We start from the raw sequence: 4,392 nt of genomic DNA, 5'->3' as shown, positions 1-4,392 counted from the left end.
ACCGAGGCCGGCTACGTCGGCGAGGACGTCGAGAACATCCTCCTCAAGCTCATCCAGGCCGCCGACTACGACGTCAAGAAGGCCGAGACCGGCATCATCTACATCGACGAGATCGACAAGGTGGCCCGCAAGGCGGAGAACCCCTCGATCACCCGCGACGTCTCCGGCGAGGGCGTGCAGCAGGCCCTGCTCAAGATCCTCGAGGGCACCACCGCCTCGGTGCCGCCGCAGGGCGGGCGCAAGCACCCGCACCAGGAGTTCATCCAGATCGACACCACCAACATCCTGTTCGTGGTGGGCGGTGCCTTCGCGGGGCTCGAGCACATCATCGAGCAGCGGGTCGGCAAGAAGACCCTGGGCTTCACCGCCGAGGTGCGCGGCAAGGAGGAGCGCGACGCCGAGGACCTCCTCCAGCAGGTGCGCCCCGAGGACCTCACGAAGTTCGGCCTGATCCCCGAGTTCATCGGCCGGCTGCCGCTCATCGCGTCGGTGTCCAAGCTCGACCAGGCGGCGCTCATCCAGATCCTCACCGAGCCTCGCAACGCGCTGGTGAAGCAGTACCAGAAGCTCTTCGAGATCGACGGTGTCGAGCTCGAGTTCACCGAGGACGCCATCGCGGCCATCGCCGACCACGCCATGGAGCGCGGCACCGGTGCCCGCGGCCTGCGCGCCATCATCGAGGAGGTCCTCCTCCACGTGATGTACGACGTCCCCTCGCGCGGCGACGTCGCCAAGGTCGTCGTGACCAAGGAGACCGTCCTCGACGACGTACCTCCGGAGATCGTGCTGCGCGAGGACAAGCCGAAGAAGAAGTCGGCGTAGCGGGGAGCCCGGCGCGGCTGGTGGAGGAGTCCCCGGAGATCCGGTGACTCCGACGCTTCTGCACCGAGATCTCGGTCCAGAAGCGTCGGACTAGGTGCAGAAGTTCGTCAGCAGGCCGCGCGCTGAGTCGGGAACAGCAGTGCGCGGATCTTGGCCGCGGTTCGCTCCGGGTGCTCCAGGTCCGCCCACGTGATGCGGATGCAGCGCCAGCCCGTCAGCCGCGCGATCTCCTCCTCGCGACGCTTCTCGCGAAGCACCGCGTCGGTCACCGACTCGCCCTCCTTGAGGAACCTCTCGTACTTCACGCGCCCGTCGAACTCGAGCCAGACCCTGTGCTCGGGCCAGGCGAAGTCGAGTCGATAGCGCTGACCGGCCTCGTCGGTCACCTCGTGTTGAGCCTCAGGCCGGGGGAGGCCCTGCTTCCACGCAAGGTAGAGGAACCTGCGCTCACCCACCGACTCGCATCCGGGATCGGCCAGCCCGAGCACCAAGCGAACACCGAGGCTCCCCGGCCACTGGCTCATGAGCTTCTCCATCGCCTGGAGCTCCTCAAGGGTCGTGAGTCGCCGATGGAGCAGGTCGCAGATGATCACGAGCGCGTGCTCGACGTCGAGCACACACGCGCAGTCGAGGGCGGTACGAGTCGGGCTCGTGACCGATATCCCATGGCGCACGACGACGTCTCCGTCACGGAGCTCACCCAGGTGCTGCAGGACGCCGGCCTCGCGGCGACCGGCTGCCTGATCGGTGCGCGTCAGGTGCACGACGTCGTGCGGCCGATCCCAGAGGGCGACCTCCCACTCGTTGGCGGCGCTGGTGTGTGACACCACGACGTCGGCGTTGGCCCGTCGGACGACCGCCTTGACCAGGATCGAGTGCCGTTGCGTCTCCGAGGCCCGTCGCCACGCGTCGCCGTTGACGTAGCTGCCGTACCTCACTCGGTGCAGCTCGCCTGCAGCGACCATGGTCGCGATCGACCGGTCGTTGAGGCCGCTGGCGATGAGTTCCTTGCGGAGCCAGATCCGGCTGAGTCGAGGATCGTCGGCCGACCAGGCTTGGGACTGTTGAGTGCTCATGACCTGCAGACTTGCGCGATGGGGGCGCGTGAGTCAGGCCGTGGGAGCCACCTGTGGACAAGTACCGGTTGTCGGCCACGGTGGACCGAGGCTGGCGCCTACCGACGGGACTTCTGCGGTGAGTCCTTCGCTTCTGCACCAAGATCTCGGTGCAGAAGCGTCGGAGTCACCGGATATCCGGGGACTCCGCCGCCAGCCGTCAGTCGCTCGCTGGGGCCACGTCAGCGAGCTCGGCGGCGACCGAGAGCGCCGAGGCGGACTCGTCGACGGTGAACACCAGGTCGCCCGTCACCTTGCCGGTGGCGCGCAGGTCGGGGGCGGCGAGCTCGGCGGCCCGGACCAGGGCCTCGGGGCCGGTGATCTCGACCCGGGACAGCTCGGCGCGCATGGAGACCTTCGCCTCGGACTTGGCGCCGCGGATACCGATCAGGGCGGCGGCCACCGCGTCGACCATGGCCGGGTCGGCAGCGGCGGCCGAGCCGAGGTCGACCACGGTGGGCCACGGGGCGCGGTGGATGGAGCCCTCCCGCCACCACGACCAGACCTCCTCGGTCACGTAGGGCAGGAACGGCGCCAGCAGGCGCAGCTGCACCTCGAGCGCGATCGCCAGGGTCGCCCGCGCCGAGTCGCCTGCGGGCCCGGCCTCGGCGTCGTAGGCGCGCTCCTTGACCAGCTCGAGGTAGTCGTCGCAGAACTCCCAGAAGAACTTCTCGCTGACCTCGAGCGCGGTCGTGTAGTCGTAGGCCTCGAACGCGTCGGTGGCCTTGGTGATCACCACGGCCAGCCGGCCCAACAGCGCGCAGTCGATCGGCTCGGAGACCTCGAACGCGTTGAGCGTCGTGGCCTCGACGCCGCCCAGGACGAACTTGGAGGCGTTGAGGACCTTCATCGCCAGCCGGCGGCCGACCTTCATCTGCGACTCGTCGAACGGCGAGTCGAGGCCCGGCCGGGCGATCGCGGCCCGCCAGCGCACCGCGTCGGCGCCGTACTTCTCGAGGATCTCGGTGGGGACGACGACGTTGCCCTTGGACTTCGACATCTTCTTGCGGTCCGGGTCGACGATGAAGCCGGAGATCATCGCGTGCGTCCACGGCGACACGTGGTTCTCGAAGTGGGACCGGACGACCCGCGAGAAGAGCCAGGTGCGGATGATGTCGTGCGCGTGCGTGCAGAGGTCCATCGGGAAGACCCGCTCGAACAGGTCGTTGTCGGTCTCCCACCCGCCCGCGATGTGCGGGGTGAGCGACGAGGTGGCCCACGTGTCCATGACGTCCGGGTCGCCGATGAACCCGCCGGGCCGGCCGCGCTGCGACTCCTCGTAGCCGCGCGGCGCCTGGGTCGACGGGTCGACGGGCAGCTCGGCCTCGGTCGCGGTCAGCGGGTGCGCGTAGTCGGGCTCACCGGCGTCGTCGAGGGGGTACCAGACCGGGAACGGGATGCCGAAGAACCGCTGGCGGGAGATCAGCCAGTCGCCGTTGAGGCCGCCGACCCAGTTGTCGAAGCGGTGCTTCATGAACGGCGGGAGCCACTCGATCTCGGCACCGCGCTCGAGCATCTCTGCGCGCAGAGCTGCGTCGCGGCCGCCGTTGCGGATGTACCACTGCCGCGTGGAGACGATCTCGAGGGGCTTGTCGCCCTTCTCGTAGAAGTTGGCCATCCGCTGCGTGGGCTGCGGGTCGCCCTCGAGGTCGCCGGTCTCGCGCAGCATCGCGACCATCTCCTCGCGGGCCGAGAAGACGGTCTTGCCCGCCAGCCGCTCGTACGCCGCCGCGGCACGCTCCCCGGAGAGCCACTCGGGCGTCTCCCGGGTGAACCGGCCGTCACGGCCGATCACGGTGCGGACCGGCAGGTCGAGCTCGCGCCACCAGGTGACGTCGGTGAGGTCGCCGAAGGTGCAGCACATGGCGATGCCCGCGCCCTTGTCCATCTCGGCGAGCGGGTGCGCCACGACCGGGACCTCGACGCCGAAGACCGGTGAGGTGACCGTGGTCCCGAACAGGTCGGCGTAGCGCTCGTCGTCAGGGTGCGCGATGAGCGCGACCACGCTGGCGATCAGCTCGGGGCGGGTCGTCTCGATGTGGACGGGGCTGCCGTCGGCACGGTGGTAGGCGACCCGGTGGTAGGCCCCGGCGTAGTCCCGGGCCTCGAGCTCGGCCTGGGCGACCGCGGTCTGGAAGGTGACGTCCCAGAGGGTCGGCGCCTCCTGGAGGTAGGCCTCGCCGCGGGCGAAGTTGCGCAGGAACGCGCGCTGGCTGGCCCGCGTCGCGTCCGGGCCGATGGTCGTGTAGGTCATCGACCAGTCGACCGAGAGGCCGAGCTGGCGCCACAGCTGCTCGAAGACCTGCTCGTCCTCCTCGACCAGCCGCTCGCACAGCTCGACGAAGTTGGGACGGCTGACCGGGAGCTGCCGCTTGGGGTCCGGCTTCTCGGGCGGGGTGAAGTCGGGGTCGTAGGGGAGCGACGGGTCGCACCGCACGCCGAAGTAGTTCTGGAC

3 protein-coding genes are annotated in these 4,392 nt (G+C 69.4%); 1 reads left to right on the top strand and 2 read right to left on the bottom strand.

Annotation, left to right across the window (positions count from 1 at the left end; translation table 11 throughout):
- Nucleotides 1-822: ATP-dependent Clp protease ATP-binding subunit ClpX (gene clpX, locus JHD21_RS21075; protein WP_292679422.1), on the top strand; the 822-nt coding region annotated here is incomplete at its 5' end.
- A 107-nt stretch (nucleotides 823-929) separates the two neighbouring features.
- Here the strand turns inward: clpX and JHD21_RS21070 are convergent.
- Both JHD21_RS21070 and valS read right to left on the bottom strand, forming a co-directional pair.
- Nucleotides 930-1,898 (bottom strand): hypothetical protein, encoded by a 969-nt coding sequence (locus JHD21_RS21070; RefSeq protein WP_292679421.1) that lies wholly within the window; start codon nucleotides 1,896-1,898, stop codon nucleotides 930-932.
- A gap of 199 nt (nucleotides 1,899-2,097) precedes the next feature.
- Nucleotides 2,098-4,392, bottom strand: a 2,295-nt coding sequence (valS, locus tag JHD21_RS21065; RefSeq protein WP_292679420.1) for a valine--tRNA ligase, incomplete at its 5' end; no start/stop codon positions are given.

The organism is Nocardioides sp. (assembly GCF_016462705.1).
GTDB lineage: Bacteria > Actinomycetota > Actinomycetes > Propionibacteriales > Nocardioidaceae > Nocardioides.
The sequence above is the reverse complement of the archived record's forward strand: the minus strand, read 5'-3'. Positions and strand labels throughout refer to the sequence as shown.

Excerpts from the sequence above, each read along its gene's own strand:
- JHD21_RS21070 (WP_292679421.1), bottom strand. The coding sequence starts at position 1,898 with ATGAGCACTCAACAGTCCCAAGCCTGGTCGGCCGACGATCCTCGACTC.